Origin of the sequence: Afipia massiliensis (genome assembly GCF_014203115.1) — a bacterium.
Taxonomy (GTDB): Bacteria; Pseudomonadota; Alphaproteobacteria; order Rhizobiales; family Xanthobacteraceae; genus Afipia; species Afipia massiliensis.
The window spans coordinates 253789-276807 of sequence record NZ_JACHIJ010000003.1; the positions used below are offsets into that span (position 1 = coordinate 253789).

Consider the following 23019-nt stretch of genomic DNA (forward strand, 5'->3'; position numbering starts at 1 on the left):
ATCATATTTCAACTCGATAATCCAATAAAGCCCACCTTTGAGCGTGCGTGGGGGAGGCGTACCCGACCAAACAACCGTAGCGCCGTGCTCGTCACTGTCTAGGACGCTGCGCGCCGGCTCCGCCGGTGCCGCGTGCCGCGGCATCCTAGACAGCGCCTGTGCGCGACGCTCCTTGGAGGGGGTAGGTCGGGACGGAAGGATGGCCGCCAGTCGAACAGAAGGATGGAGGTCAGGGATAGACCAGCTGGGGCTTCTGTCGGCACCCCAAGCCGGTGTCCCGCCGGGATGAAGCAGGGTCGGCTTGGATCGCCTGCGAGAGCGCCCGAAGGTCTCCCACGAACACGACCTGTCGCTTTGCTCTGGTGAGCGCCGTGTAGATCAGAGTCCGATCGAGAATGCGGCTTTCCACAACCGGGATGATGACCTTGGGGAACGCACTGCCCTGAGCTTTGTGGCAGGTGATCGCATAGGCGAGTTCGAGGTCCGGAAGGGCGTACGCCGGCAGCAGTTTGGATTCGCCATCAAAGGCGATCTCGAGAGCTGGCCCTTCATCTGTCTGAACTCGATCCACGACGGTCCCGATGCTACCATTGTAGAGATCGAGCTCGTAGTCGTTCACGGTCCAGATTACCGGCTCTCCAGGGCAGAACCGATCGAACAGGACGGGTGCGTCACGCATCGCTGTTTCATGGCAAGCGGCGTTGATCGCGCGGATCGAACCACTAGCTCTGTCGTTCGTCCCTTTGACCGAGCCTATGACCTGCACCTGGCTGGGTCCACCCATCGCAGATAATAAAGAGTGTACCTTGTCGACGATCTCAGTTCGATTGCACGCCACGAGTGACACCCCGGTGCTGCGGCTTGCATCGAAGTGGTCGAAGGAAGGAAGCCGCCCGTCCCGCACGGCGCGAGCAGGACCGGGAATGCCGGATTCTTTAGCCTGCCGCATCACCTCGGTAAGCTCCATCTTCGGGATTGAGCTATCGGTCGCGAGCACATGCAGTGTTAGACCAAAGCCGATCGGAGGAAGCTGTGCCGGATCCCCTACGAGCAACAGACGGCACGATGGGGTGAGTGCGCGGATGATGCGATAAAGAGTCGCGAGATCCAGCATGCTTGCCTCGTCGACGATAACGAGGTTGCGGCCTTCGAGCTTCATTTCCTCACGCTCAATCCGGCCCAACCACCCCGCGATCGTCCGGGCGGGGTAATTCGTCGCCTCGCGCATGCGCAGGGCCGCACGGCCCGAGAGAGCGATCTGATGGACGGTCCGTCCGGAATCGCGGGCCATCGCGACTATCGCAGACAGAGTTGCGGTCTTGCCCACGCCAGCGCCCCCAAGCAGCAGAGACAACCGCTGTTCAGAGACCATGCGGACCGCTGCGCGTTGAGTTTCAGTGAGACGCAAGCCGGATGAGGCCTCATGACGATCGAGAACGTCTTCAGTAACTGTCTTGCTGGGCGGGCGGCCCACAAGCGCTGCGCAGCGTTCAGCGACAAACCGCTCCATCATGGCGACGCCAGGCGCCATCCATCCGTCGTGGGCCTTGACTGCTCCGCCAGCTTCGGCGGCCGCTGTCACCGCCTTTTCGGTGAGGTCGGCGCTTAGCTTTCGGTTGATGCGATCGACAAGCTCCTGATTCGAGGTCCATGTGTGCTTCAGGTCCAGCCGATCGAAGAGGACACTTTCTACGACGGCAGCCAGGCGTCGCGGATCATCATCACGAACACCGATGGACCGGGCCGCATCATCGACGCGGGCCCAGTTCTCAAAGGCGATAAGACGATAGGGATTGGCCTCCAGCTTGGATGTCACATCGGCGCCATAGCAATCGACCAGCTTGCGGGCAAGCGCCGGCCGGAAGCCGTGGCGATCGAGCCAACGGTAGGCTGCGACTTCCGCCGACAGGCGCCTCCAACCGTCGAGCAAAGTCGAAGCCTGCGCTACCGCGCGACGGCCGGGACCGAGGACTTCGAAGAGACGATCGATCTCTCCGACGTCGAGGATGCTGTAGAGCTCTTCGCCGAACCGCTCCCAGAGAGCCTGCGCGGTCTTCTCGCCGACGTGGGGGAAGTTCGGACCCTGCAGCAGACCGACAATCAACCGTCCCGACGCCCTAGTCAGCTCCGCACTGTCCACGATGACCTGCCGCCCGAAGCGGGGGTCGTTGCGGATCTTTCCTCTGATCAGCCAGACCTCGCCGGGCACGGGCGTGCGGGGCATCGCGTTCTTGTCGGCGACGAGCCGCCACCGGCTGCCGCCGGCCGTGGTGGCGTTGAAGATGTATCCCCGGAACGAGGTCGACAGAACGTTGTCGATCGTAACGGTCTGGGTCATCGCGGCAGGCGGCCTGTGGTGATCACATGATTCTCGATGTGCCCGAACTGGCGCACCTTGGCGCGAAGCTCCTCGTTCTCAGCCATCAACGCCGCGTTTCGCTGCTCCAGTTGATTGACACGATGTTCGAGGATGCGCCGTCGTTCGTCCGCCGGGTCGTCGTCGCGCTCGGCGAATCCGCCAAGTCCCTTCTCCTCGAGGACGGCCTTGAGCAGCCGGTTGCACTCGGGATTGGTGTAGAGGACGCCGCGGTCGAAGCCGCAGGCTTCAGCCACGGCAGAGACGTTCAGCTTTCCGCCCCTGGCCGGCAAGCTTTCGACCGTGTCCAGATAGTGCTTCAGCGTCCGGAAGTGCTCGGCCGCGATCTCCTGCGTTGATTTGGACGTGGTCATGATGCTGCCTTCGCGCGTGACCGGGCCTTTCGATTGAAGGCGCTTGGCTCGCCGGGCGTTGCACCTCGGTCGATCGGCGGCAGTGGCCGGCTCAAGAACTTCTCATCCAGACCGCGTGTGGATGCGTTGTAGGTCCAGACCACGAACTGCTCCAGCAGAGCGCTGTTTTCGGCGGACAGCCGGTCTCTTTCCGCTTCCAGCCGATTTATACGCTCCAGCGCCCTTCCAAGCTCCGTCGATGCTGTTTCCCCAGCCGCCGTCATTCGGCGAAGAGCCGCTTTCCTGACGGTGAAGGCGATCTTGATGCCTTCGATCTTATCGAGCCCCTGACGCGTGTATGACGTCTTGAAGCGGGCCTTGATGAACTCGCGCAGCGCGTCCCAGGTCAGCGGTCCGTCGGTGGCGTTCCAGCCGTCGATCGCTTCCTTCAATGTCTGGATCTGAGTGTCTGTCAGCTTCTTCGGCACGGTTCACCCCAATCGGATATTGGCGAGCAACGCCTTCAGATCGGCGTCTTCGTCGGCGCGCTTGTCGATCGAGATGCGAATCTCGGAAGGCATTTCGGGAGTCGGAAGCTGAACAATGGAGCCGTCCGGGATCGAGGCGTCCTCGTGGATCGCTTTCATTCTCTTGAGCCGCTCGATGGTCTTCATCTGGTGCACCGTCCAGCGGTCCGCACCGACTGCTCCGCTTGTTTCGGCCGCGCGCGCATGCTTCAGCGCGGATTCGGTCTCTTCGATTCGCGTTTCAACGCTGGCCTTCTGCCGAGCATCCCCTTTGATGAAGGTGTGCTCGGAGCAGTTTCCACAATCGCCGTGGAGTTGGCAGGGGGTGAGTGCAAAATCATGGATGCAGAAGCCCAGGTCCGTCGTATGGGCGGCCGGAATCTGCATCCGCATGAACTCCGCGCGCTCGACGGGATCCTGCGGAGCGATCTCACCCATGGGGCCGAACACCTTGACGTCGCCGGCGTTCGCCGCGATGCCTTCGACGGTCGCGAGGAACTCGTCAGCGGTGATGTGATTGTAGGCTTGGTTCTGCGCGACGCTCTTGCGGCCCGACCAGCGCGCGATATCGATCTGACTGAGACCACCCCTCTGGGCGATCGTGTTCAGCCAGTGGCGGAAGGCATGCGACGTCACGACGATCCGGGATCCGTCCGGTTCGGTGAAGCCGTATCGCTCGAACAGGCTGCTTGTGCGGCTTTCCGGTCCCGCACCCAAGAAGGCGTTCACATGCACGATGTTGATCCGTTGCACGACGCTGTGGTGAGTGGACCGCGACGGGATCAGTTCGTTCATCCGGATCGCGCAAAGGGCTTCCGAGAACTTCATACCGGTGCGATCGTCGAAGATGGGGAAGCCGCGCGGCATCAGCTTGAGCAATGCTGCCTCAACGTCCCGGAACAGATAAGCGTGCGAGTCGGTTGACAGGCGCTTTCTACGGACCGGCGTGAGCTTCAGCACTTTAGCAAAAGGGCTTGTAATCGAGTTCGAGCCGCAGATGGCTGCGATGTCCCTCGTTGTGACCTCGGTCTGCGAGCGAAGATGCACCAACTCAGGAGGCAGATAGAGAGCGTTAGGGTTCTCTTCGTACCAGCGCGCGATGATGCGCGCAGGTACGGTCGCTTCGCGCAGCCGTTTGATGGCCTCGCGGACTATCTCGACCATCGACGGTATGATCCACTTCACCGTTGCTTCGCCGCCCTTCACCGGGCGCCAGGCGATCCCATACAGGCCGTCCTGCTCGACCTCGCACTTGACCGGCAGCGTCAGGACCTCGCTGATCCGCTCCGGCGCGGCGACGAGCAGGCCGATGATCCCGGTCAAGATCGCGTCGGCAACGCCTTCCGCCGAACGGAAGATGGATGGCAGTGCATCAAGGGCGGCTTGCGATGGCAGTTGCTCGCTTCTCTTCTTGGCCGAGTCCAACGACACGGTCCGCAGATGGTCCGTCTTGAGCGGGATCGGGTTGCGCCAGGCGAGCCTGTGCGCCGTCATGTGGTGGCGATCAAGGAAGTCCGACAGCTCTTCGAGGTAGCCTCCGCAGTTTGCCGCGCGGTTCGAGGCCCATCGCTCGCGGATGACTCGAGCAGCTTCGTTCAAAATCCCGCTGTCGATTTCCCAGACCTTCCGCCCCTCCAGAGCTTCTTCCAGTGCCCGGAACGCAGCGATCTTTACGCCCACCGTCTTAGTCGGGCCGAGACCGTAGGAGTACCGGACGTAGGCCTTGATGAACGACCCGAACGGCTCGTCGAGAGGAGGCGCTGGTTTACGGGAGATCCCGCCGAACTTTCTGAAGGAGAGCGACAGGTCACGGGTGCGCGGTCCCCAAATCTGGACGCCGACGGGCCATTGAGGAGCATCGAAGTCGAGGTCTGCACCAAAGACCTTGAGTTCGTCTCGGGCGAGCTGGACGAACTCTTCGACGTTGCGCCGCGCATCTAGCGCGTCTTTCGGAACGAACGGGACAACGCTCATGCATCGCCACCTTCGATTGCCGCGGTTGTTTGCTTTTCGCGGCACAGTTGGACGACGCGGGTCACGGCCAGGATCGTGCGGTCGTTGATCGACGCGATGCGGATGTCGCCGTTGCGCTCGATCATGCTTTCCCGTTTCGCGAGGAGGTCGGTGAGAACGTCTTCGTGGGGGCCATCGAGCCACGGCTGGAAGTTGATGCAGGTGTAGCAGGCTATGGGCGCCGAGAGTGCGCAGAAGCTGAATGTACCGCAGCTTCCGACCGGGCCTTCCGTGATGGTGGGATCAATGATCCTGCTGTTCGGATCCTGACCACGACGGGCGTCGCTCTCGTGGTCGATGAGGACCCCAGCGAATGCCTGGGCGAATGGAGCAAGTTCTTCGGCGATCGCCCGGTCGATGCGCTCCAGCATCTGCGGAGAGGCCTTCACGTAAATTCTCGCGGTCTCCGAGGTCGAATGATCGAGCAACTCCGCGATCTTGTACTCGTTGCCTCCCTCGGCCGCGGCGCGGGTGCCCATCGTGTACCGTAGGCGACGTGGCGTGATGTGCAACGGCTCGCCGGTTCGCGGAGACGTGACCTTTAAGCGATCGACGATGCTTTGCAGGCGGTACTTCACCTGGTCGGCCTTCAAATGCCCCTCAAGGCCAGGACCGCCGCCTTCCTCCAGTCCGGCGAACAGCGGCGCTTCGTCGCCGCGCGCATCGATCGTACGTCTGTAGCCAACCAGGATTTCCACCAGCTCGCCGACCTGCGGCGAGAGCTTGAACGGGCGCGATGTCGCGCGGATGGACAGGCCCTTCTGCTTTGCGCGCGGCACATCGAGCCAGTAGAAGCGCGTGCCGTCCGTCGCGGAATCGACCCTAAAGTCGCGAAGCTTCAAGGCTGCGAGCTGAATGTTTCGGCGTCCGGTCGCCAGGAGGAGCCAAACGAGCACGAACGACTGAAGGTCGGTTTCACGACGCTCGAACGAGCGCTGCAGAGCGGCGATGAGGCCTTCCAACTCGACGTCCGACAAAGGTCCTTTGAGGGGATCGTGGGTGAGAACGGCCTCGCCGAGAGGATTTCTGCCTGGGCTCAGTTCGTCTAGGATCTTGTAGGTGTCGAGCGGGACACCTTGGTAGCCGAGCTCATGCCACAGCCGGAGAAGCCCGATAATCCTTCCCATATACCAACGCCGACGTTGGTCGAGGCCAGCGTAGTAGTTGAGCACAGCCGCCGGGGTGAACGCATCAATGACATTATTGTCGGTCTCCGCGCTGTAGCGGCAGAATGAGCCCATATTGCGAAAGCTGGACATCACAGTGTAGGGCGATTGAATCGTCAGTGCATGGGCCAGGACGCGTTTGAATGCATCCAGAGTAGGGCTGCTGAGCCAGCGCTCAAAGTCACGGAAGTTGAGATTGAACCGCTTCCCATTGGCCGTAAAATTCCAAACGGGACCATCAACGTTCATCACCGCGCCATCGCGCGTTCGGACGGTGCCGAGCGGCGCCAGATCGAGTGCGGGCTTATTCACGAGTTGCGCTCCCTTTACCGAGCTTTTCTTGGAGCTCGACGCCCAGCTCCTGCGCCTCATCGCGAATGCGACGCCGCAGGTAGGTGGCTGCGGTCTCCGACTTCGGTGACCAGCCATTGAGATAGGCCCGGAGCTTCTTCTCGTTCTCGTCGCTGGTCCCGCTTGCGTCGAACATGTCGGAGAGATTTTCGTTGAAGGTGTGCCGCAGTTGATGCGGCGACAGGGTGTCGTCCAGCCCGACGACGTTGGTCCTGATGGTTTTAAATAGGTTGCTGATTGCGCTTTTGGAGAGCGGCCGGCCTGATTGGGACACGAACAGGAAGCTGTGCGACGACGCGTGCTTGCGTAGCCGCCTGTGCTTGACGATGTGGTCGAGGATTCTTTTGGTCAGGCCGTCGCTCAATTTATGCGTCCTGCCGTTCGTTTTCGCCTGAGGTTGATCGCGCCGCGGATCGGTCGGGTCGTCGGGGCTGCGGGTGACGGTTATTGTCCGTTTCTGCGCATTGAAGTGGTCTCCCGTGATCCTCAGCTTCAAGAGCTCACCTTGGCGGAGGCCGACGTGGTAGAAGAGCAGGACCATCAACTCATTTCGATCGCGCACGAACTCGCGATCGTCGAAGGGATTGTCCGGCGAACCGGCCGCGACCGCCGCCAGGAGAGTGGCCTGCGCTTCTTCCGACAAGCCCTCCCGTTCATGATCGGGATTTCGTGCGTGATGCTTGGGCGCGCGAGCTCTGAGCAGCGGTCCGACTTCGCCGGGCATGATGCCCGTGGCGCTTCGTCGCGGCTTGCGACACCTCTCCTTGACGATCCAATCGAGATAATCTGCGATGTACCTGAGGCGTGTGCCGGCGACCTCCGGGGCGACCCCGGCAGCGGCGGCCCGGGGTTTGCGTAGACGCTCGATCGAAATCGCTTTGGCCCGTCTAGCTTTCGGTCTCTGCGGAATCTCCGTCGCGAGCGCTTCGAATCCCAAGCGTGCGGCGCCGGCAAGTGCCTCCACTTCGGCAAGGCTCAGGAGCTCGCCGGCCATCAGCCGTTCGTCGACGTCAACCTGCCGCACGGCGGCCCATGTCAGCAGGAAGCGGATGGCCTCGGCGTGAGATTTCAGAGTGTTGAATGCCACCCCTCGGGGGCGCCGTTCCCGGAGGAGAAAGGCGGTGACGTCGAAGCAGGGACGACCGCCCTGGTCAACAACCAGGGGGAAGCGTTCCCCCGAAGACATCACCAGGATTTGGACCCGAAAAAGCGGCTCCAAGTTTACATTTCCCCAAGTGGACAGCTAAGGCGAATCAGCCGTCAGCCCCGAACCGGGTGTAAACTTAGATGTTCAATCTTTTTAGGACGTTAACGACGTTTAGTTTCCAAAGGTAGAAACGGTATCCTACACCCGCATCGGCATCAGGACGTAAAGCGCACCCTTGGAATCCTTGTCCTGCACCAGCGTCGGCGAACCGGGATCGGCCAGGCGCAGCACGGCGACTTCACCTTCGATCTGTGCCGCGATGTCGAGCAGGTAGCGCGAGTTGAAGCCGATATCGAGCGGATCGGATGCATATTCGACTTCGAGTTCTTCCGTCGCACTTCCCGAGTCCGGATTGGTCACGGACAAGACCAGCTTGCCGGCGGACAGCGCGAGTTTCACGGCGCGGCCGCGCTCGCTGGAAATCGTCGAGACGCGGTCCACCGCGGCCTCGAAATCCTTTTTGTCGACGATCAGTTCCTTGTCGTTGTTCTGCGGAATGACGCGGCCGTAGTCCGGGAAGGTGCCGTCGATCAGTTTCGAGGTCAGCACGACGTCGCCGATGGTGAAGCGGATCTTGCCCTGCGACAGCTCGATCTTGAGTTCTGCCTCGTTGTCTTCGATCAGGCGCTGCACCTCGCCGACGGTCTTGCGCGGCACGATGACGCCGGGCATGCCCTCGGCGCTCTTCGGCAGCGGCAGATCGACCTGCGCCAGCCTGTGGCCGTCGGTCGCCACTGCGCGCAGTGTCGCTTCCTTGGCGCTGCCGGCGGCGTGCAGATAGATGCCGTTGAGATAGTAGCGGGTCTCTTCGGTGGAGATCGCGAACTGGGTGCGATCGATCAGCCGCTTCATGTCGGCCGCGGCCAGCGTGAATGAGTGAGTCATGTCGCCGGCGGCAAGGTCGGGAAAGTCGCTTTCCGGCAGCGTCTGCAGCGTGAAGCGCGAGCGTCCGGCGCGGATCGCGAGGACAGATCTGTCGCCATCGCCCTCGAGAACGATCTGCGACCCGTCGGGCAGCTTGCGGACGATGTCGTAGAACATGTGCGCTGGGACGGTGATCGATCCGCCGGTGCCGGTCTCGGCGGCCAGTGTTTCGGTCACTTCGAGATCGAGGTCGGTGGCCTTCAGGCTGAGGCGCGACTTGTCGGCGCGGATCAGCACGTTGCCGAGGATCGGAATGGTGTTGCGGCGTTCGACCACGCGATGAACGTGGCTGAGTGATTTCAGGAGTAGCGCGCGCTCGACGGTAACCTTCATGACAATTCCGCCCGATCCCAAGTCTGGACTTTCAAGTCCCGGAGCAAGTCCGCAGATCCGGACGAGTCCACATCGTTATTGGAGGTGCCGGGCGGCTGGTGAGCGCGCGCCGGCGACTGAAACCCGCGGCCCTGACGAAACGGAGGTTTCGCCGGGGTCTCGGGGGACCGTAAGGTGACGCGGTTGGGCGCGAAGCGCAAGGGTAGGGGCCGCTTGGAAGCGGCTTTCCCCCTTTGTTATCTCAGCTTTTCCAAGCCCTGTGGACTGGATCACTCCTGCAGCTGGCGCTTCAGCAGTTCGACCTCGTCGGACAGGGTGAGATCCTTGGAGACCAGCGCCTCGATCTTGCGGACGGCATGCAGAACCGTGGTGTGGTCGCGGCCGCCGAACCGGCGTCCGATTTCGGGCAGCGAGCGCAGCGTCAGCGTCTTGGCGAGATACATCGCGACCTGACGCGGGCGAACCACATTGGCGGTCCGGCGCGATGACAACAGATCCGAGCGGCTGACATTGTACTGCCGGGCCACCACGCGCTGGATGTCCTCGATCTTGACCCGCTTCGGCTCCATCGGCCGGACCAGATCGCGCACTTCGCGCTCGGCCATTTCCAGCGTCACCGCGGTGGCGTTGAGCTTCGAGTGCGCCAGCAGGCGGTTGATCGCGCCTTCGAGGTCGCGGCCGTTATGGGTGATGGTCTTGGCAAGATACTCCAAGACAGGCATCGGCACGTCGAAGGTGGCGTGATGCGCCTTCGCCGCGGAGACACGCGACTTCAGGATTTCGAGCCGCAGCTCTTCGCCGAGCGATCCCATCTCGACCACGAGGCCACCGGCGAGGCGCGAGCGCACCCGGTCGTCGAGGCTTTCGAGATCGGACGGCGGCCGGTCGGCGGCGATCACGACCTGACGGCCGGCGTCGATCAGCGCATTCAGCGTATGGCAGAATTCCGACTGGGTCGATTTGCCCTGCAGGAACTGCAGGTCGTCGATCACCAGCACGTCGATGCCACGCAGCGCTTCCTTGAAGGCAAGCGCTGTCTGCGATTTCAGAGCGGCGACGAAGCCGTACATGAATTTCTCGGCGGTGAGATACAGCACCTTGCGGTCGGGATTGGAATTCCCGGCCCAGGTCACCGCCTGCAGCAGATGGGTTTTGCCGAGGCCCACACCGGCATGAATATAGAGCGGGTTGAACATCACGCTGTCGCCGCGGCGGCCTTCGGCGACCTGACGGGCGGCGGCATGCGCCAGCGTGTTGGAACGGCCCATGACGAAGGTCGCAAATGTCAGACGCGGATCGAGCGGCGAGCCGCCGAGCGCCTCGTGGCTGGCGGAGACCGGCGCGGTGGCGGTATTGCGCAACTCGGGCGCGGGCCGGTTCTGGTTGCTGTCGACGCGGCGTTCGTCCTGCGGCGCTTTCGCGTCCTTGACGGGAGCGGCACAGCGCATGGCGGTGCGCACCGTGATCTCGATGCGCTTGACGCTCGGTGCTTCCGACTGCCAGCAGCTCAGCACGCGGTCGGCATAGTGCGCCTGGATCCAGCTCTTGAGGAACTTGGTCGGCACCGTCATGTGGACGCAGTCGTCATGGATGCGCTCGAGGTCCATGCGCGCGAACCAGCTGGTGTAGAAATCTTCGCCGACGTTGGTCCGGAGCCGTCCCTTGAATCGGGCCCACTGATCGCGTTCGACGTCTGCCAGTCCGAGGTTCGTTGAGATTGTTTCTGCCGAGATTGTCATTTGCGTTCTGATCTTCTGGTTGATGTGTGATCCGGCGCTGGTCGCCGAGAAATGAGTGGGCCGCCCGCCGACATGCGCTCCTTCCGTCGTCCTCAGACGCTCCGCCGTTCGGCGCTGATCGCCGCGTGGCATCGCTGGGTCGGGAGGGAGGGCGCGTGTGGCGTTAGCGCGTACTGTGCTGGACTGGCGGACCGCAGGGGGCAGCTGGCGCGTTCACTGAAACAACATCGCTGGAAATAAATGCTGCAAAGTTGTTCTGCCGGCTCTGGCTGCTGGACATAGAAATTCCCCCTCCTGCCGCGAGAAATTCACGGCAAGTTGTTGTCGCCTTGATCTGTTCAAATCTTTTGTTCGTCCGATCCGCTGATCGATCAGACTTCAACCCGCTTCGTCTTGCCCGTCCAACCCTGTCCCCTGTCTTTCGAAGCCGGTGGATGTTTTCCTCTGTGCGGCTTCTCACTTTTGATCCGGGGTCCGGAGTGACCCGGCCGCGGTGGAGAATTTTCACACAGGGGACCTGCCTCACAAACCACGTGAGTTAGGATCCGACCATCGCTTGGAAAGCGTCGCTAGCTTGCAGACTGTCCTGACTTGCATGCCCGTCCAAGGTTCTCAAACCGCGCTGATCAGAAGAGCCGTGGACGACGTGACGTAATAAGAAATACACGAGGCGCGGCGGCTCGCAACGGAATTGATTTCGCATCGTGCGCTCAAAGCGCGACTTGCCGCCGATGCGAAACGGGGCCGTCTTCATGACGAAACGGCAAGGTTTTGAATCTGTGCGTAGATTCGAGAAGTCGGACAACTGTCACAAATCGGCCGATCGCCAAAACATCGTTCATAAATAATTTAAGATTCATCAGGCGGCACCTGCGTTTTCGAAGTGCTACCGCACGCTATGCCGATAAGGTCTTCGTCAAATGGGTTTTTTTGTGATCGGCAGAACAGGGTAACCCCTGTCGGGATTTTGAAGTCGGCGCGCTCGCGCACTTGCTTTTTCAAAAGACCGAAAGCGCGGCATATGCTGTTCGCATGTGCACGTGCTGCGGTGTCTACGTGCCGCCGATCGGATCGCGAAGAAGAGTGTCGGCGAACGATGAAGCGACGGCAAAGAAAAAGCCCGGCGTCGACCGGGCTTTTTTGACAGTCAGCTTTTTCAGATTGCTTGCTGCGGAACTTACTTCGCGAGCTTGGCGATCTGATGCGTCAGGCGCGACACCTTCCGGCTCGCGTTGTTCTTGTGAATGATGTTGCGCTGCGCGGCCTGCATAAGATCCGGCTCGGCCTGCTTCATCGCTTCGAGCGCCGCGGCGCGGTCGCCCTTCTTGATGGCGTCCTCGACGTTGCGAACCGAACCGCGCATCTGGGTGCGGCGCGACTTGTTGACGAGGGTACGGCGGGCAATCTTGCGCGTCGCTTTTTTGGCAGAGGTGGTATTGGCCATGGTCTCTCGGTTTCTCTCGGTCGGTCAGTCTGCGGCTGTCATAGTGAGCCAGCTGCGTGATCGATATCGACCGTTCGGCCGATGCTGGGTGAAAATCGGGTGTTCCTGAAAATGTTCTTTCCAAAGAGCTTGCTTAAACAACACGCTCTTAAAGAACATCGGCGGCAGGATTGCGCCCGCCGCCAGTCGGGGCTCTTATAGGGATACTGGCCTGCACCGTCAACGATTTCCGGGCCTATTTTGGCCCAATCGGGACCGTTTAGGGGTCCCTGCCGGGTCTCGGCGAAGTGACTGAAATATAGGGGGTGAACGATGATCCGTGGGTTTTTTCGTCTGATCGGGCTGTTTCTGTTGGTTATCGGCTTCCTGTCGCTGGTTTACGACGGGGCCCGGACCATTGCCGACCAGACGCTGCGGATCACGCGGCTTGGTGAGTTGTGGAACGACATCAATCAGGCCAGCCAGCAGTCGTTTCAGGCCATGGTCGAGGGCGTCTCGCCGCTGCTCTGGAACAGCGTGATGAAGCTGCTGCTCAACCAGCCGGCCTGGGCCGTGATGGGCATTCTGGGCATCCTGCTGATGCTGCTGTTCCGGCCCAGCAAGCCGTTGATCGGCTATTCGCGGAATTGAGCGGCGGAGGTTCGTCCAGCAAATGACATTCGCGAACGCGATCTCCGGAATTTCAAGAGCCGATGCCGGACATATGATGAGCGATTGGTGCGTAACGTCCTGACGCGGGCGGCGTACAGGGAGCTATATAGTGTGAAGCGAACCCTTAAAGGAGCAAGCCATGTTCTTCTCCCGCAAACCTCTCGATCTGCCGAGCGCCGCCGAAGCCCTGCCCGGCCGTGCGGCCCCGCTGCCGACCGCCAGAACGCATTTCGTCAACGGCCATCCGCTGAAAGGCCCCTATCCGGAAGGCCTTGAGACCGCGGTGTTTGGCCTTGGCTGTTTCTGGGGCGCCGAGCGCAAGTTCTGGGAAAAGGACGGCGTTTACGTCACCGCGGTCGGCTATGCCGGCGGTTCGACGCCGAACCCCACTTATGAAGAGACCTGTTCGGGCCGTACCGGCCACACCGAAGCGGTGCTGGTGGTGTTCGATCCAAAGAAGGTGTCTTACGACGCCCTGCTGAAGACATTCTGGGAGAGCCACGACCCGACCCAGGGCATGCGTCAGGGCAACGACATCGGCACGCAGTATCGCTCGGCGATCTATACCACCAGCGACGCGCAGATGAAGGCGGTGCTGGCCTCGAAGGATGCCTACAACAAGGCGCTCAGCGCCAAGCGGTACGGCTCGATCACCACCGAGATCAAACCGGCTGGTGAGTTCTATTTTGCCGAGGACTACCACCAGCAATATCTGGCGAAGAATCCCGCCGGCTACTGCGGTCTCGGTGGAACCGGCGTGTCCTGCCCGATTGGAGTGGGTGTCAGCGCCTGATTTAGCCGCGCTTACCCTTTGTTAACCATACATGCCGCAAACCGGGCCTGTCTCTCATTCAGAGGACAGGTCCGGAGCGTTTTATGCGTGCGTCGCGATGGTCGCTGATCGCTGTCGTTGTCACTGCGCTCGCGCTGTCGGGCTGCATGCAGACGTCTGCGTCCGTGACGACCGGCTATGCACCCGTCGATGAGCCGTATCGGCTTGATGCCGGAGACAGGCTGCGCATTGTCGTTTACGGCCAGGAAGGCCTCACCAACACTTATGCTGTCGGCGCGAGTGGATCGATCACCATGCCGCTGATCGGGTCGGTGCCCGCGCGCGGTCTGACGCCGGCTGAACTCGCAGCGGCGGTCACGGCGCGGCTGAAGAAGGGCTATCTGCGCGAGCCTTTCGTGGCCGCGGAGGTCGAGAGCTATCGCCCGTTCTTCATCCTCGGTGAAGTCGCCGCTCCCGGACAATATCCCTACGTGCCGAACATGACCGCGGAGAGTGCGGTGGCCATTGCCGGCGGTTTCACGCCGCGCGCGCAACGCAATGCCATCCGGCTGACCCGTGTCGGCGAAGGCGGGGCCGCGCAGGCGGTTGTGCCGCCCGGCACATTCCTCAGGCCCGGTGATACTGTCGTTGTCGGCGAGCGGTGGTTCTGAGGCGCCTCTATTTCAATTTCTTGCTGAAGAACGCGAGACTACGCTGCCAGGCGAGATCTGAACTCGCCTTGTCGTAGCTGGCGCGCTCGTCGCAGCCGAAACCGTGCTGCGCGCCGGGATAGATAAAAACCTCGACCTCCGGCCGCTTCGCCTTGATCGTCTCGACATCGGCGAGCGGGATGCCGGTGTCCTTCTCGCCGAAATGAAGTTGGGTCGGTACGGTGGGCTTGTCGTCGGCGAACCGCACGATCGCGCCGCCATAGTAGCCGACCGCGGCGGTTAGGCCAGAAAGCTTGGTCGCTGCGGCATAGGTGATGCTGCCGCCGAGACAGAAGCCGATGACGCCGACCGGCCCCACATCTTTCACTGTGTCGATGGCCGCCTGCGTGTCGCGCAGCATCGCCGGCCAGTCCGGGTTGGCGACGAATTTGCGCGCCACCGCCACTTCATCGGGCGAATAGCCCGACTGAAAATCCGGCTCGATGTGATCGAAGATCGCGGGTGCGATCGCGACATAACCCTTGTTCGCCAGCCGGTCGCAGATGTTGCGGATGTGCGAATTGACCCCGAAGATTTCCTGAATCACGACAATCGCGGCTTTGGGCGGAGCGGCTGGGTCGGCGCGATAGGCGCCGAGCTTGAATCCATCCGAGGCGGTCAACGTGATCGTCTGTCCCATGCGGACGTCCTTCCATCAGATATCGGGAATGCTACGGCGAAGAGGATGCAGACTTATCGCCACATCCAGTTGCGGCTCCAGTCGGCTTTCCAGCCGGTGAGGCGGCCACCGCGGAACTGGAGATAGAGCGGATCGTCGCGGAACGACCAGCGGCTGCCGCCGACATTGCGGATCACCAGAAAGATTTCGTTGCCGGGCCGCCCGCTCACATAGCTCAGCGGCTGCCCGAGCGCGTCGGCCGCGTCCTCGGCGCTCATGCCGAACACCAGTGGCGTGTGATTGGACAGCGTGGTGGTGAACGGGGAGGGCGGCAACTGCCCTGCACGCACAGGCGTATGCGCCAGAGTGAGGGCGACAAGCGAAGCGAAGACCACTAGTTTCATGATCAAAGTGTTCTTCGATTTGCCGAGCAAGGCAAGCCGAAAGACCAATGAAACGCCGGGGAAGGATCAACTTTTGTCGAGTTTGCGGATAGGTGCGGGATCGGCGTGGTGGGGTGACCGCATTGAGCCGGCGAAACTCAGCGCCGAGCAAGGCGACCTCGATTATCTCTGTTTCGAGACCATGGCGGAGGCGACCGTCTCAGCCGCGCAGGTGCGGAAGCGGCGCGATCCGTCGTTCCCCGGATATGACACCTATCTCGACGACCGCATGAAGGCGGTGCTGCCAGGTTGTCTGAAACGCGGCACGAAAATCATCAGCAATCAGGGCTGGATCAATCCGGACGGCGCGGCCCAACGCATCGTTGAACTTCTGCGCGACCATGGCGCAAAGGGAAAGAAGGTCGCTGCGGTTTCCGGCAGCCTCATCACCGATCGCATTGCTGCGCTTGGTGGCACCATTCTGGAAAACGGCGCGCCGGTCGCTTCCATTGCATCCGAGATCATTTCGGCAGAGGCGTATCTCGGCGCTGAGCCCATCGTCGAGGCCCTGCGACAGGGCGCCGACATTGTCATCACCGGCCGCGTTGCGGACCCGTCGCTGTTTCTGGCGCCGATGATGCATGAATTCGGCTGGCGCGCGGATGATTTCGCCAAGCTTGGCGCGGGCAGCGGCCTCGGGCATCTGCTGGAATGCGGCGCGCAGGTCACCGGCGGCTATTTCGCCGATCCGGGTTTCAAGGATGTGCCGACGCCGTGGGATCTGGCCTTTCCTATTGCCGAGGTCGAAAGCGACGGTTCTGCGGTGATCGCGAAAGTCGCGGGCACCGGCGGCGCGATCAACGCCATGACGGTCAAGGAGCAGATGCTCTACGAGGTGCACGATCCGGCGAACTACATCACGCCGGACGTGGTGGTCGATTTCACCACCGCGGCACTTGAGCAGGTGGCCCCCGACCGCATGCGCGTGACAAATATTGGCGGCAAGCCGCGCACGGCCACGCTGAAAGTCTCGATGGGCTGCATGGAAGGCTTCATCGGCGAGGACATGTTCTTCTACGCCGGCCCGGGCGCGCTGCGCCGTGCGCAACTTGCGAAACAGATTCTGCAAGAGCGCTTTCGCATCGTCGGTCTCAAGGCGGACGACCTGCGTATCGATTTTCTCGGGCTCAACGCCATCCACGGCGAAGCCAGTCCGCCGGATGCGCCGGAGCCTTATGAAGTGGCGGTGCGGGTCGCGGCGCGGACCGAAACCCGCGAGGAAGCCCTGAAAGTCGGGCGCGAGATCGACGGCATGGCGGTGTCGGGCGTCGGGATGACCGGCAAGCGGGTGCCGCATCAGGACCGCGCCCGTGAGATCATTGGCGTGTGGTCGACATTGGTGCCGCGCGAGAAGGTCGCCCCCGTCATAACCTGGTATGAGAGCTGACACATGCGGATCAAACTGGAACGCGTGGCGCATGTCCGGTCCGGCGACAAGGGCAACACCTCGAACATTGCGGTGATCGCCTATTGCGACGAATTCTATCCCTTGCTGAAAGCGCAACTGACCGCCGCGCGGTTCAAGGCGTTCTATCGCGGCGCGATCAAGGGCGAGGTCACGCGGTATGAGGCCGATAATCTGGCGGCGCTGAATTTCGTGGCGGAGGGAGCACTCGGCGGCGGGGTGTCGCGCAGCCTCAGCCTCGACAACTATGGCAAGGCGCTGTCGGCGGCGATCCTCGGTTTCGAGATCGAGGTGCCGGACCAATACTCCAATCTGCTGCGCGGCGGATAAACTTCGACCCGCATCGAAACAAAGCACTGCGCCGGCGTGTCAACGTCGCCGCGAACAGGAAGCCGGCGGCACGACATGACCATCGCAATCGAGACCCCCCGGCAGCATAACGCGACCAATCTTGCATTGCTGTTGCTGCTGGCGACGCTGTGGGGCGCGGCCTACACGCTGGTCAAGATCGGTGTAGAGACCATTCCGCCACTGACCCTGATCGCCGCGCGTACGTTCATTGCAGGGGCCATCCTGCTGACGATCATGTGGCTGCGTGGTATCGCCATGCCGCGCGATCCTGCGGTGTGGCGGCGGTTCATGATTCAGGCCTGTCTCAACAGCGTGATTCCCTTCACGCTGATCGCGTACGCGGAACAGCATGTCGGCGCGGGTCTTGCCACCATCCTGGGCTCGAACGCGCCGATTTTCGCGTTTCTGCTGGCGCTGCTGTTTGTCCGCCATGAGCGTCCGACCCTGCGCCAGTCGTTTGGCGTTGCGGCGGGTCTCGCCGGAATCTGTCTTGTCGTAGGCGTCGATGCATTGAACGGATTGGGACAGGATGTCATCGCACAGCTTGCGCTGGTTCTGTCCGCGGTCCTGTTCGGCGCCGCCGCGCTGTTCGGACGCAACTTCAACGGGCTCGATTCGATGGTGCCGGCGGCGGGGTCGATGATCTGCGGCGCGATCATGCTGACGCCGCTTAGCCTCATCGTCGACCGGCCATGGACGCTCACACCATCGGCGGCGTCCGTCGCGGCCCTGATCGCGCTCGCGGTGTTTTCGACCGCGCTCGCCTTCGTGATCTATTTCCGGCTGATCCAGACATTGGGATCGGTCGGCACGACCGCGCAGGCTTACCTGCGCGTGCCGCTCGGTGTCGGCCTCGGCGTTGTATTTCTGGGCGAAACGCTGTCGCCCACAGTCTGGATCGGTCTGGTTTGCGTCGTTGCCGGGATTGCGGCGATGACAGTCCCGCAGCGTAAGGCTCCGCCGCGTAGTTAAGTTTCCTGTTTCTGCGTCGCACAAGGACGTCGCTGCACTGCGCGATAATTCATTTTGTTTTGACCGATTCTAATTTGCGTTGCCTGCGGCAAAAAAGCCGATCATTCTCCGCGGCGCCCGTCATCGACCCGGTGCGTGGCGGGCATCGACCTCGAAGTGAGTCATCGCCGTAAGCGATGTCGTGCGCCGGCAGGGGAAGAAACGATGCCCACTCTCAGCATTAACGGACGCAATATGTCCGTCGACGCGGCGGGCGATACGCCGCTGCTATGGGTTATCCGCGAACAACTCCAGATGACCGGGACGAAATTCGGCTGCGGCGCAGGGCTTTGCGGCGCGTGCACGGTTCACGTCAACGGTGAAGCGGTGCGTTCGTGCCAGACCGCGCTCAGCGAGGTCGCCGGCAAGAAGATCACCACCATCGAAGGCTTGAGCGCCAAGGGCGATCATCCCCTGCAGAAGGCCTGGATTCTCGAGCAGGTGCCGCAATGCGGTTACTGCCAGTCCGGCCAGATCATGCAGGCGGCGTCGCTGCTCGCCAAGAACACCAATCCGACCAGGGACGAGGTGGTCGCGCATATGGACGGCAACCTGTGCCGCTGCATGACCTATTCGCGGATTCAAAAGGCGATCATGCGGGCCGCCGCCGACATGCGCACCGCGTCAAACGCGCCAGCGGATCGGAGAGCAACATGAACAAGCACCTCAAGGTCAATTCATCGACCGATCTCAGCCGCCGCTCGTTCATTGTCGGCACGTCCGCCGCGGGCCTTGCGCTCGGCTTCGCATCGGTGCCCGGAAGCAGCGCGCTGGCCGCGCCCGCAAGCTTCGATCCGAGCGTGTGGTATTCGATCGCGCCGGACGGACTCGTCACCGTGACTTGCGGCAAGGCCGACATGGGGCAGCACATCGCCTCGACCATGGCGCAGCTTGTGGCCGAAGAACTCGGCGCGAACTGGAAGGACATGCGGGTCAAGCTCGCCTCCAACGATCCGAAGTACAACGATCCGGTTCTCGGCGCGCAGATCACGGGCGGCTCCTGGAGCACCATGATGAACTTCGACGCCATGAGCCGCGCGGGCGCCGCGGGCCGCACCGCGTTGACCGAGGCTGCCGCCGCCATGATGGGCGTGCCGGCGGGCGAACTCGTGGTTCGCGACTCTCGAATCTCGCATCCGAAGTCGAAGAAGTCGCTGACGTTCGCGGAAATCGTGAAAGGCGGCAAGGCGACCAAGACGTTCACGGCGGACGAGCTCAAGGCGCTCAAGCTCAAGACGCCGGATCAGTACACGCTGGTCGGGCAGTCGATCCCGCAGCTCGACATTCCGTCGAAGACCAACGGCACCGCGAAGTACGGTATCGATACGTTCCTGCCCGGCATGGTCTACGGCAAGATCGTGATGCCGCCGGTGCGCTACGGCGCAACGGTGAAGTCGGTCGATGACTCCGCGGCAAAGAAGGTGCCGGGCTTCATCAAGGCCGTGACGCTTGAGGACAAGACCGGCACCACCACCGGCTGGGTGGTGGCCGTGGCCAACACCTACGCCAACGCCAAGAAGGCAGCGGACGCGCTCAAGGTCACTTATGACAATGGGCCGAATGCCAAGGTGTCCAGCGAATCCTTGCTGGCGGAAGCGAAGCGGCTGCAGGCCGACAACGCCTCCGGGCTGTTCTTCGTCAAGAACGGTGACACGGCGGAAGCACTCGGCAAGGCGTCGAAGGTGATGGAGGCGGAGTACACCACCAACATCAACATCCATGCGCCGATGGAGCCGATGAACGCGACCGCAGAGCAGAAGGGCGACATCTGGCATCTGTATTCCGGCAATCAGTTCGCCACCCGCTCGGGGGCGATCGCGGCCGGGGCGCTGGGCATCGATCCCAAATTCATCGTCATGCATCAGGCCTGGCTCGGCGGCGGCTTCGGCCGGCGTCTCGACGGCGACATGATGATTCCGGCGGTGCTTGCGGCAAAAGCCGTCGGCAAGCCGGTGAAGGTGATCTACTCGCGCGAGGACGACACCATCATGGACTTCTCGCGTCCCTTGACCTTCCAGAAGATCAAGGCCGGCCTCGACGACAGCGGCAAGCTGGTGGCGTTCAATCATGACGTGGTCAGCGCCTGGCCGACCAAGCGCTGGGGCATTCCGGCGTTCCTCTCGCCGGATGTCGAGAAGAAGGGCGCGCTCGATGCCTTCACCGTGAACGGTGCGGACTTCTTCTACACCGTGCCCAACCACAACGTCCGCGCCATCATCAACGAGATGGCGCAGTCGGCCACGCCGTCGGGCCAGTTGCGCTCGGTCGCGCCCGGCTGGACCTTCTGGGCGGTGGAAAGCATGCTTGATGAACTGGCGGTAGCTTCGGGGAAAGACCCGGCGCAATTCCGCATCGACCTGCTCGACGGCGCCGGCGCTAATGCCGGTGGCGCGCAGCGGCTGCGCAACACGCTGCTCGCGGCAATGGGCCTTGCCGGTTACGGCACCAAGAAGCTGCCCAAGGGCGAGGGCATGGGCGTCGCCTGCGTGTCGTCGCAGGAACGGGCCACCGCGAGCTGGACGGCCTGTGTCGCCCATGTCGCGGTGAACGACAGCGGCGAGGTCAAGGTGAAGAAGCTCACCGTCGCCACCGATGTCGGCACGCAGGTGAACCCGGACGGCATCCGCGCCCAGGTCGAGGGTGCGGCGCTGTGGGGCATGTCGCTGGCGCTGTTCGAGAAGGCCACCATGAAGGATGGCGCGATCGAGCAGACCAACTTCGACACCTACACGCCGATGCGAATGAGTCAGGTCCCGGAGGTGGCGCTCGCCATCATCGCCAATGGCGAACCCGCCACCGGCGTCGGCGAACCCGCGGTGACCGTGGTGGCGCCAGCGCTCGCCAACGCCATCTACAATGCAGTCGGTGCGCGTGTGCGATCACTGCCGATCACAGCGGATGCGGTGAAGGCCGGCATGAAGAAGGCGTAATCGCAGCTTGACGCAATGCGACAAGATAACCGGAGGCATCGCGAGATGCCTCCGGTTTCGTTGACGAAGTCGAGGCCCTATTTCCTTTCGACCGGCACCTTCCGCCGCGTCATGACATCCACCACGCGGTCGGGCGTCAGGGCGCGGCCGATCGGGCCGAGATGCGCGATGAAGCCCACGCTGTAGCGGGTCCTTGGACGTCTCGCCGTCGCGGCCTTGAACACAACGCGCGCGACGGTCTCCGCTGACATCACGCCGAATTTCTGCGGGTTCAGAAAATTGTGCATGCGCTCGGCAAGGCGCTGCTTGAAATACGTGTACGGGCTTTGCGGGCCGGTATCGGGAATGTTTTTGAGAAGCGTCGCCTCGAACCGGGTGGCGATCGGTCCGGGCAGGACATTCGCGACATCGATGCCGAACGGTTCGACCTCCGGACGCAGCGCGTCGGTCAGTGCTTCGATGGCGAACTTGGTGGCGTGATAGGCGCCGCCGCCGATCGAACTGACACGTCCCGCCACCGAACTCACGTTGACGATCCGTCCACGCCCGGCGCGCCGCATCGCAGGCAGCACCAGCTGCGACAGCCGCAAGCCGCCAAACACGTTGGTCTCGAATTGCCGCCGCAGCGCGTCGAGCGAAATCTCCTCCAGCGGACCGTACTGGCCATAGCCGGCATTGTTGACGAGAATTCCGACCGCGCCAAATTCCCGTTCGATGGCGTCCACCGCCGCGCGCCGGGCATTCTCGTCGGTGACGTCGAGTGCCAGTGTGCGGCAGCCGAGGGCACGCAGGTCGTCGAGCGTCGAGGGATCGCGCGCAGTGGCGAACGTCTCAAAGCCCGACGCGCGAAAAATTGTCGCCGCCGCACGGCCGACACCGCTGGAGCATCCGGTAATGAGAACGGGACCGGCGAAGGCAGATCTGTCCGAACTGCGTGTCATTTCTTGCGGATGGTTTTCTTTTTGCGCTTCGCAGGAGCAGCAGGAGCCTGTGCGCTTCTGCGCAGCGCCTCCCGCAGGTCCTTCGGCACGCCGTGCTTTTTCAGGAGGTCGGCGAAGGATTCATCGGCGAGTTCCTGCAGCGTCGCCATCCGGTCTCGTCCGAGTTGCACCAGGGCCTGATAGGTCCCCTCGTCGAATTCGATGACCTTGCGCATGCCAACCCCTTGTATGACGGAGGATTCAAGCTGTCATCATACAAGGGTTCCGCCGGTCGCGGTCAACGTCTTCATCGTGCGACAATGGCGACCACGAACAATGCGCTGGCGACAGCAGAGGCAACCGTCCGCAGATGGTTCCAGAAGGTCCAGTCCTTCAGGTAGCGTGTCCATACCGCGGCGGCATCGGCGCTGGATGGATCGACGGCGTCGAGCGCATTGTTGAGCGGCACATTGAACACGATGGTCGAGACGAACATGCCGACGACGTAGAGGATGCCTGCGGCCAGCATCGCGATGCCGGCGGTTTCGTTAAGGCGAAACAGCGCCAGGCCAGCAAGCAGCAATGCCGCAAGCGTCGTTCCGAAGAACAGCGGCATGAACAGCGATTTCTGGATCACGACATTGATCGATTGCATCGCCGAGATGCCGTGAGCCTGCGGGATCCGGCCAAGCGCGGTCATGATGAAGGTCGAGAACGCGAAGTACAGTCCCGCCATCATCCCGCAACCGATGGCGCAGAACCACAGCAGCGCGTTGATCACAAACTGGGCCATG

Annotated in this window: 22 protein-coding genes; 8 read left to right on the forward strand and 14 right to left on the reverse strand. The window is 62.2% G+C overall.

Annotated elements, in window-relative coordinates; translation table 11 throughout:
- Positions 1 to 229: 229 nt before the first annotated feature.
- The 9 genes from HNQ36_RS10760 to rpsT form a co-directional block, all read right to left on the reverse strand.
- Entirely contained in the window at positions 230 to 2338 is a 2109-nt protein-coding gene (locus HNQ36_RS10760; RefSeq protein ID WP_184084676.1) for an ATP-dependent DNA helicase, read from the reverse strand.
- The gene (locus HNQ36_RS10765) at positions 2335 to 2730 is read right to left on the reverse strand and encodes a DUF6262 family protein (RefSeq protein WP_184084679.1); all 396 of its coding nucleotides are present in this window, start codon (positions 2728 to 2730) and stop codon (positions 2335 to 2337) included. Before HNQ36_RS10765 ends, HNQ36_RS10760 begins: the two co-directional genes overlap by 4 nt.
- Positions 2727 to 3197, reverse strand: coding sequence for a hypothetical protein (locus tag HNQ36_RS10770; RefSeq protein WP_184084682.1), 471 nt, complete (start codon positions 3195 to 3197; stop codon positions 2727 to 2729). Before HNQ36_RS10770 ends, HNQ36_RS10765 begins: the two co-directional genes overlap by 4 nt.
- A 3-nt stretch (positions 3198 to 3200) precedes the next feature.
- The gene (locus tag HNQ36_RS10775; RefSeq protein WP_184084685.1) at positions 3201 to 5210 is read right to left on the reverse strand and encodes an integrase; all 2010 of its coding nucleotides are present in this window, start codon (positions 5208 to 5210) and stop codon (positions 3201 to 3203) included.
- A complete protein-coding gene (locus HNQ36_RS10780; RefSeq protein WP_184084688.1) occupies positions 5207 to 6727 on the reverse strand; it encodes a site-specific integrase in 1521 nt (506 codons plus the stop codon). Before HNQ36_RS10780 ends, HNQ36_RS10775 begins: the two co-directional genes overlap by 4 nt.
- Complete coding sequence (locus tag HNQ36_RS10785; protein ID WP_184084691.1) at positions 6720 to 7985, reverse strand: tyrosine-type recombinase/integrase; 1266 nt, start codon at positions 7983 to 7985, stop codon at positions 6720 to 6722. Before HNQ36_RS10785 ends, HNQ36_RS10780 begins: the two co-directional genes overlap by 8 nt.
- Before the next feature lie 126 nt (positions 7986 to 8111).
- A complete protein-coding gene (dnaN, locus tag HNQ36_RS10790; RefSeq protein ID WP_184084693.1) occupies positions 8112 to 9230 on the reverse strand; it encodes a DNA polymerase III subunit beta in 1119 nt (372 codons plus the stop codon).
- A gap of 269 nt (positions 9231 to 9499) precedes the next feature.
- Positions 9500 to 10969 (reverse strand): chromosomal replication initiator protein DnaA, encoded by a 1470-nt coding sequence (gene dnaA / locus HNQ36_RS10795; RefSeq protein WP_430641362.1) that lies wholly within the window; start codon positions 10967 to 10969, stop codon positions 9500 to 9502.
- Between the two features lie 1177 nt (positions 10970 to 12146).
- A complete protein-coding gene (gene rpsT / locus HNQ36_RS10800; RefSeq protein WP_046828334.1) occupies positions 12147 to 12413 on the reverse strand; it encodes a 30S ribosomal protein S20 in 267 nt (88 codons plus the stop codon).
- A gap of 312 nt (positions 12414 to 12725) precedes the next feature.
- On the opposite strand from rpsT, the gene HNQ36_RS10805 reads away from it, so the two are divergent.
- From HNQ36_RS10805 to HNQ36_RS10815, 3 genes are all read left to right on the forward strand, one after another.
- Complete coding sequence (locus HNQ36_RS10805; protein WP_046828335.1) at positions 12726 to 13043, forward strand: hypothetical protein; 318 nt, start codon at positions 12726 to 12728, stop codon at positions 13041 to 13043.
- Positions 13044 to 13203: 160 nt separating this feature from the next.
- Complete coding sequence (gene msrA / locus HNQ36_RS10810) at positions 13204 to 13857, forward strand: peptide-methionine (S)-S-oxide reductase MsrA (RefSeq protein WP_184084696.1); 654 nt, start codon at positions 13204 to 13206, stop codon at positions 13855 to 13857.
- A gap of 83 nt (positions 13858 to 13940) precedes the next feature.
- Complete coding sequence (locus HNQ36_RS10815; protein WP_046828337.1) at positions 13941 to 14507, forward strand: polysaccharide biosynthesis/export family protein; 567 nt, start codon at positions 13941 to 13943, stop codon at positions 14505 to 14507.
- Between the two features lie 7 nt (positions 14508 to 14514).
- On the opposite strand, the gene HNQ36_RS10820 is transcribed toward HNQ36_RS10815, so the two are convergent.
- Together HNQ36_RS10820 and HNQ36_RS10825 are read right to left on the reverse strand one after the other, a co-directional pair.
- A complete protein-coding gene (locus HNQ36_RS10820; protein WP_184084699.1) occupies positions 14515 to 15186 on the reverse strand; it encodes a dienelactone hydrolase family protein in 672 nt (223 codons plus the stop codon).
- A 53-nt stretch (positions 15187 to 15239) separates the two neighbouring features.
- Entirely contained in the window at positions 15240 to 15569 is a 330-nt protein-coding gene (locus tag HNQ36_RS10825) for a hypothetical protein (protein WP_184084702.1), read from the reverse strand.
- Between the two features lie 73 nt (positions 15570 to 15642).
- Between HNQ36_RS10825 and HNQ36_RS10830 the strand changes: the two genes are divergently transcribed.
- From HNQ36_RS10830 to HNQ36_RS10850, 5 genes are all read left to right on the forward strand, one after another.
- Positions 15643 to 16995 (forward strand): acyclic terpene utilization AtuA family protein, encoded by a 1353-nt coding sequence (locus HNQ36_RS10830; protein WP_184085919.1) that lies wholly within the window; start codon positions 15643 to 15645, stop codon positions 16993 to 16995.
- A gap of 3 nt (positions 16996 to 16998) precedes the next feature.
- The gene (locus HNQ36_RS10835) at positions 16999 to 17343 is read left to right on the forward strand and encodes an AtuA-related protein (RefSeq protein ID WP_184084705.1); all 345 of its coding nucleotides are present in this window, start codon (positions 16999 to 17001) and stop codon (positions 17341 to 17343) included.
- 75 nt (positions 17344 to 17418) lie between these two features.
- On the forward strand, positions 17419 to 18336 hold the full coding sequence (locus HNQ36_RS10840) for a DMT family transporter (protein ID WP_184084707.1): 918 nt from the start codon (positions 17419 to 17421) through the stop codon (positions 18334 to 18336).
- A gap of 204 nt (positions 18337 to 18540) precedes the next feature.
- Positions 18541 to 19032 (forward strand): (2Fe-2S)-binding protein, encoded by a 492-nt coding sequence (locus HNQ36_RS10845; RefSeq protein WP_184084710.1) that lies wholly within the window; start codon positions 18541 to 18543, stop codon positions 19030 to 19032.
- Positions 19029 to 21305, forward strand: coding sequence for a xanthine dehydrogenase family protein molybdopterin-binding subunit (locus tag HNQ36_RS10850; protein WP_184084713.1), 2277 nt, complete (start codon positions 19029 to 19031; stop codon positions 21303 to 21305). The genes HNQ36_RS10845 and HNQ36_RS10850 overlap by 4 nt, the downstream gene beginning before the upstream one ends.
- Positions 21306 to 21382: 77 nt before the next feature.
- On the opposite strand, the gene HNQ36_RS10855 is transcribed toward HNQ36_RS10850, so the two are convergent.
- From HNQ36_RS10855 to HNQ36_RS10865, 3 genes are all read right to left on the reverse strand, one after another.
- The gene (locus tag HNQ36_RS10855; RefSeq protein WP_184084716.1) at positions 21383 to 22246 is read right to left on the reverse strand and encodes an SDR family NAD(P)-dependent oxidoreductase; all 864 of its coding nucleotides are present in this window, start codon (positions 22244 to 22246) and stop codon (positions 21383 to 21385) included.
- On the reverse strand, positions 22243 to 22461 hold the full coding sequence (locus tag HNQ36_RS10860) for a hypothetical protein (RefSeq protein ID WP_184084719.1): 219 nt from the start codon (positions 22459 to 22461) through the stop codon (positions 22243 to 22245). The genes HNQ36_RS10855 and HNQ36_RS10860 overlap by 4 nt, the downstream gene beginning before the upstream one ends.
- A 71-nt stretch (positions 22462 to 22532) precedes the next feature.
- Entirely contained in the window at positions 22533 to 23018 is a 486-nt protein-coding gene (locus HNQ36_RS10865; protein ID WP_184084722.1) for an anthrone oxygenase family protein, read from the reverse strand.
- Between the last annotated feature and the right edge of the window lies 1 nt (position 23019).

Coding starts and splice junctions, on each gene's coding strand:
- HNQ36_RS10760 (WP_184084676.1), bottom strand. CDS start 2,338: ATGACCCAGACCGTTACGATCGACAACGTTCTGTCGACCTCGTTCCGG.
- HNQ36_RS10765 (WP_184084679.1), bottom strand. CDS start 2,730: ATGACCACGTCCAAATCAACGCAGGAGATCGCGGCCGAGCACTTCCGG.
- HNQ36_RS10775 (WP_184084685.1), bottom strand. CDS start 5,210: ATGAGCGTTGTCCCGTTCGTTCCGAAAGACGCGCTAGATGCGCGGCGC.
- dnaN (WP_184084693.1), bottom strand. CDS start 9,230: ATGAAGGTTACCGTCGAGCGCGCGCTACTCCTGAAATCACTCAGCCAC.
- dnaA (WP_430641362.1), bottom strand. CDS start 10,969: ATGACAATCTCGGCAGAAACAATCTCAACGAACCTCGGACTGGCAGAC.
- rpsT (WP_046828334.1), bottom strand. CDS start 12,413: ATGGCCAATACCACCTCTGCCAAAAAAGCGACGCGCAAGATTGCCCGC.
- HNQ36_RS10805 (WP_046828335.1), top strand. CDS start 12,726: ATGATCCGTGGGTTTTTTCGTCTGATCGGGCTGTTTCTGTTGGTTATC.
- msrA (WP_184084696.1), top strand. CDS start 13,204: ATGTTCTTCTCCCGCAAACCTCTCGATCTGCCGAGCGCCGCCGAAGCC.
- HNQ36_RS10815 (WP_046828337.1), top strand. CDS start 13,941: ATGCGTGCGTCGCGATGGTCGCTGATCGCTGTCGTTGTCACTGCGCTC.
- HNQ36_RS10820 (WP_184084699.1), bottom strand. CDS start 15,186: ATGGGACAGACGATCACGTTGACCGCCTCGGATGGATTCAAGCTCGGC.
- HNQ36_RS10825 (WP_184084702.1), bottom strand. CDS start 15,569: ATGAAACTAGTGGTCTTCGCTTCGCTTGTCGCCCTCACTCTGGCGCAT.
- HNQ36_RS10835 (WP_184084705.1), top strand. CDS start 16,999: ATGCGGATCAAACTGGAACGCGTGGCGCATGTCCGGTCCGGCGACAAG.
- HNQ36_RS10840 (WP_184084707.1), top strand. CDS start 17,419: ATGACCATCGCAATCGAGACCCCCCGGCAGCATAACGCGACCAATCTT.
- HNQ36_RS10845 (WP_184084710.1), top strand. CDS start 18,541: ATGCCCACTCTCAGCATTAACGGACGCAATATGTCCGTCGACGCGGCG.
- HNQ36_RS10850 (WP_184084713.1), top strand. CDS start 19,029: ATGAACAAGCACCTCAAGGTCAATTCATCGACCGATCTCAGCCGCCGC.
- HNQ36_RS10855 (WP_184084716.1), bottom strand. CDS start 22,246: ATGACACGCAGTTCGGACAGATCTGCCTTCGCCGGTCCCGTTCTCATT.
- HNQ36_RS10860 (WP_184084719.1), bottom strand. CDS start 22,461: ATGCGCAAGGTCATCGAATTCGACGAGGGGACCTATCAGGCCCTGGTG.
- HNQ36_RS10865 (WP_184084722.1), bottom strand. CDS start 23,018: ATGGCCCAGTTTGTGATCAACGCGCTGCTGTGGTTCTGCGCCATCGGT.